The following is a 4,743-nucleotide window of genomic DNA, read 5'->3' on the forward strand; positions in this document are numbered from 1 at the left end:
GCAAGAAAGGGCGCATCAAGAAGGCCGCCAAATCGAAGCGAAAGCACTAGTGGCGCAACCCCGGATCGAACCGCCCCTGACCGGCTATACGGTGGTGGATCTGTCCACCGGCATCGCGGGCGCCTACTGCACCAAGCTGTTGGCCGACGGCGGCGCCGACGTCATCAAAGTCGAGCCGCCCGAAGGTGATCCGCTGCGTTCGTGGTCCGCCTCGGGCGCCGGGATACCGCCCGATGGCGACGGCGCGTTGTTCAGCTTTCTGGCGGGGTCCAAGCACAGTGTCGTCGCCGATCCCGGCAATGCCGACGACGTCGATCTGGTCAACACGCTGCTGGCGGCCGCGCACGCGGTGGTATGGTCATCTGGCTCGAAAACAGCCGAGCAGCAGAGCTTTTCACCCGCGCAGATGTGCAGCCGGCACCCGCACCTCATCGTCATGTCGCTGACCCCCTTCGGCCTGGACGGTCCTTGGCGTGATCGGGCGGCCACCGAATTCACCTTGCAGGCATGGTCGGGGGGGATCGTGGGGCTGGGGCGCGGTGAGCAAGACCGCGCACCCGTATTTGTCGGCGGACAGGCCGGGGAATACCTCGCCGGTGTCTACGCCAGCGCCGCCATGCTCACGGCGCGACGCAGCCAAATCAGCTCTGGTGCAGGACAACTCCTGGATCTGTCGATGCTGGAGACGCAGATCCTCTCGCTGACCTACTATCCCGTCACCTACTTCGAAATGCACGGGCGGCCGTGGCGGGACACCCGGCGAGTCACGGTCCCTGGTGTGGCCCGCGCCAAAGACGGACTGGTGGATGTCGGTTGCGGGACGGCGCAGCAGTGGTTCGACCTCTGTGCGATGGTCGGCCACCCCGAGTGGATCGATGAGGAATCGCCGATGACGATCACCGAACAGGCGACCCTCAACGCTGACGAGATCTATGCATGGTTCGAGCGCAACACCGTCGACGAGGTACGTGAGCTCGCGTCGGCATTCCGGATTCCCAATGCGCCGGTGGCCAACGGCGCCAATGTCACAGGGCTTGACCACTTTGCCGAGCGTGGTTCTTTCGTGCGCAACCCCGGCGGCCGCTTCGAGCAGCCGGGGTTTCCCTATCGAATGCGGCCTGCACAGCTTCGCCACCCGCAACCGGCGCCGCGACTTGGCGAGCACACCGCGGCCTATCGGGCGGCAAGTCCGATGCCCCGCCCCGCGCCGACTGGACCGGTAAACCGATTGCCGTTGAGCGGCATCCGGGTAATCGACATGACAACCTTCTGGGCCGGTCCTTGCTGCACTCATTATTTGGCGATGCTGGGCGCCGAGGTCATTCATGTGGAGTCCACCCGGCGGCCGGACGGGACCCGGCTGATCGCCGGCGTGCCGATCACCGAACCCCAGTGGTGGGAGAAGTCGCCGATATTCTCGGCGCTGAACACCAACAAGAAGGGGTTGACGCTGGATCTGCAGCATCCGCGCGGCCGGGAACTACTCAACCGGCTGATCGCGACGTGCGACGTGATCGCGGAAAACTTCACGCCCCGGGTGCTCGACCAGCTTGGTCTGGATTTCGCTGCGGTCCAATCGATTAAGCCCGACGCGGTCATGCTGCGGATGCCGGGCTTCGGCCTGGACGGGCCGTGGCGGGACAATCCGGCGTTCGCGTATGTCATCGAAGCCGCGTCCGGCCTGAGTTGGCTGACGGGCTACCCCGACCGCACCCCGTACGACCCGTACTCGATCGGCGATCCGAACGCGGGCATCCATGCGCTCAACGCGTTGCTGCTGGCGCTCGAGCACCGCCGCCGCACCGGCCAGGGTGTGTTCATCGAAGCGGCGATGGTCGATGCGGCGCTGAGCATCTCCGCCGAACAGATCATCGAGTACTCCGCGTACGGCGCACTGCTCGACCGGGCGGGCAACCGGGGCCCGACAGCCGCGCCGCAGAACCTCTACCTCAGCGCCGATATCGACGAATTCGGTCGGCTCGACAGCTGGGTGGCGATCGCCGTGGTAACCGACGACCAGTGGGAGAGGCTGAGTCGCGCACTCGGATCACCTTCCTGGGCAACCGATCCCAGGCTGTCCGACCTGGCCGGGCGGCGGGCGCACCAGGATCTGATCGACGAGCGGCTGGCCGCCTGGTGTGAGCACCGCGGCGCGGACGACATCGTCGCCACGCTGTGGGATGCCGACGTGCCGGTGGCGAAGGTGATGCAACCCCACCGGCAAACGGAGCTCGCACAGCTGGCCCATCGAGGTTTCTTCGAGGAAGTCGACCACCCGGTGAACGGCACGGCCAGGCTCAGCACCGTGCCGATGAGGATGTCGGATGGGCCCAAGGTGTTTCACACCAGTCCCGCACCCGTCCTCGGGCAGCACAACCACGAGCTGTTGGCGGAGCTGGGACTGACCGCATCTGAGATCGCGGACCTGGAAGCCGACGGGATCATCGGCACCGAGCCGGCGATGCGCGCTTCGGGCTAGTGGCTCCAGCCCTCGGCGGCCTGATCGTCGAAGGTTTGGTCGATACGCTCGAACCGGCGGCGGACCGAGGCCCGGGCGGCTTCGTGCGGCAGGACATACAAACGGTTGGCCACGATCGCATCCGCCGTAAGCCGGGCCACGTCGTCGGCGCCGACCGTCTCGTCCTGCGCCGGTAGCGGTCCGAATGCCTCCTCCGACGAGGACGCCAGTCCGTAGTCCGCGCCGCGGATTCGCTCCGAGTTGGACACCAGCTTGGTCTCCACCACCATGGGGCACAGCACCGATACGCCGATGTTGTTGCCCTTGAGCTCGCGGGCCAGCGTCTCTGCCAGGCCGACGACACCGTATTTGGCGACGCCGTAGGCTCCCAGGCCGGCGTTGGGCACCAGGCCGGCGAAGGACGCGGTGAAGGCGATGTGGCCGCCGGTGCCCTGCTCGATCAGTCGCGGCACGAACGCCTCGGCCGCATGGATCGACCCCCACAGGTCGATGTCGATCACCCAGCGCCAGTCGTCGTGTGTCATCTGCGCGATCGGACCCGCGACAACGATGCCGGCGTTGCTGAACAGGACGTCGACCTGGCCGAGCAGCCGGAAGGACTCGTCGGCCAGGTGAACCATTTCGTCGAGACGACTCACGTCGCACGGAACGGCGTGTGCATCGTATCCCTCACCGCGCAGCCGATTTACCGCCTGCTCCAGGCCGGGCTGGTCGACATCGGAAAGCAACACGCGCGCGCCTCGGCGCGCGAATTCGGTGGCGGTGGCGAAACCGATACCGCTCGCACCGCCGGTGACGACCGCCGCTCGTCCCTGGAAATCTGTGAGGAATCCGTCCATAGGACGGACTTTATTTCAGGCAGCTACCCGCATCGATCGGCAGGGTCACACCGGTGACGTAGCGGGCCTCGTCGGAGGCGAAGAACAGCACCGCGTTGCTGATGTCGATGGGCTCCACCCACGGGATCGGCAGCGTGTGGAACAGCTGGCAGATAGGAGCCATGTCGTCGGGGCCCGGGTTCTCGAGATCCGGGCGGAACATCTTGAAGGTGCCCTCGTTGTGCAGCATGGGCGTCTTGACGTGGGTGGGGTGCACCGAGTTGACGCGAATCATGTGCTGTCCCAACTCGACTCCGAAGGCGCGCATCAGTCCGACGACGCCGTGTTTGGCGGCGACGTAGTGACCGGTGTGCGGGTATGCCTTGAGCCCGCCGACCGAGCTGGTCAGGATGATGGAACCGCCATTGCCACCCGCGATCAGGTGCGGGACACCGGCTTTCACGGTCTTCCACACCCCGGCCAGGTTGATGTCGATCATCTCTGTCCAGTCTTCTTCGCTGGTCTTGTCCAAAGTCTCGCCGCCGTTGCCGATTCCGGCGTTGGCCACGATGATGTCCAGCCGGCCGAGCTGCTCGACGCCGGCGTCCACCGCGGCTTTCAGCGCGTCGAAGTCGCGCACGTCGACCTCCGCTGTGAAGATCCGGCGGTTGTGTCCTTTGACGAGGTCGGCGGTCTCGGCGAGATCCTCGGGGGTCGCCGCCGGGATCGCGGTGTCCAGAACGCCTTCGCGGATGGGCTTACAGATGTCGACGGCGATGATGTCGGCACCCTCCTGCGCCAACCGCACCGCGTGGCTGCGGCCCTGACCGCGCGCCGCCCCGGTGACGAAAGCGACTTTCCCCTCAACACGTCCCGCCATGGCTACCTCAACTCCTGACTATTGATCGGCACTCCTGCGCGGAGAACGGGCCGGCAACGCGTCCCCGGCTCGCGCGGATCTTGCCGCCTGATGAACTCTGTCACTACCCACCAAAGGTGTCAATGACGGATCCGTTTCGGCTACTTGTGGTTCTAGATATTAGAGAATCTCATTCTCACGAGCAAATGAAGTGCGGTATTTGCTCAGCTGGGAAAGGCGAGGTGATCTGCGCTACGCGACGAATCCGCGTGAGCAGAAATCCCATACCTCTTCGGCGGTGATGGGATGGACCGTCGCGTCGTCATTGCCGCCGCTCGATTGCGCGATGAACATGACCGTCTGCATGGTCATGGCGGCCACCCGCTTGGCGTTGATGGTCGTGCGCAGCACGCCGGCCTCGTCGGCGGCTTCCATCAGCTCAGTCAGCAATGTCAGTAACGGCGCGTGCGCGATCTTGACCTCGGATGGGTGCGTGACCAGCAACCTGGGGGCAAAGTCGGTGAACAGCGGCCGCTTGGCCGTCGGGTCGGGGCGGGAGGCCTCGTATAGAAGCTGCACGGCGACCT

General features: G+C 65.5%; 3 protein-coding genes and 1 pseudogene. 1 reads left to right on the plus strand and 3 read right to left on the minus strand.

What is annotated here, in order from left to right; all coding sequences use genetic code 11:
* Nucleotides 1-49: 49 nt before the first annotated feature.
* Nucleotides 50-2,479: a CoA transferase gene (locus tag JOZ00_RS10575; RefSeq protein WP_293343468.1), complete on the plus strand. Its 2,430-nt coding sequence runs from the start codon at nucleotides 50-52 to the stop codon at nucleotides 2,477-2,479.
* Here JOZ00_RS10575 and JOZ00_RS10580 read toward each other — a convergent pair.
* From JOZ00_RS10580 to JOZ00_RS10590, 3 genes and pseudogenes are all read right to left on the minus strand, one after another.
* Nucleotides 2,476-3,318, minus strand: a complete 843-nt coding sequence (locus JOZ00_RS10580; RefSeq protein WP_293343470.1) for an SDR family NAD(P)-dependent oxidoreductase — start codon at nucleotides 3,316-3,318, stop codon at nucleotides 2,476-2,478. The two genes, JOZ00_RS10575 and JOZ00_RS10580, sit on opposite strands and share 4 nt — an antisense overlap.
* A 10-nt stretch (nucleotides 3,319-3,328) precedes the next feature.
* Nucleotides 3,329-4,177 (minus strand): mycofactocin-coupled SDR family oxidoreductase, encoded by an 849-nt coding sequence (locus JOZ00_RS10585; RefSeq protein ID WP_293343483.1) that lies wholly within the window; start codon nucleotides 4,175-4,177, stop codon nucleotides 3,329-3,331.
* Nucleotides 4,178-4,408: 231 nt separating this feature from the next.
* Nucleotides 4,409-4,743, minus strand: a pseudogene (locus JOZ00_RS10590) (TetR/AcrR family transcriptional regulator); the annotation flags it as partial.

This window comes from Mycobacterium sp., assembly GCF_019243155.1.
Lineage (GTDB): Bacteria > Actinomycetota > Actinomycetes > Mycobacteriales > Mycobacteriaceae > Mycobacterium.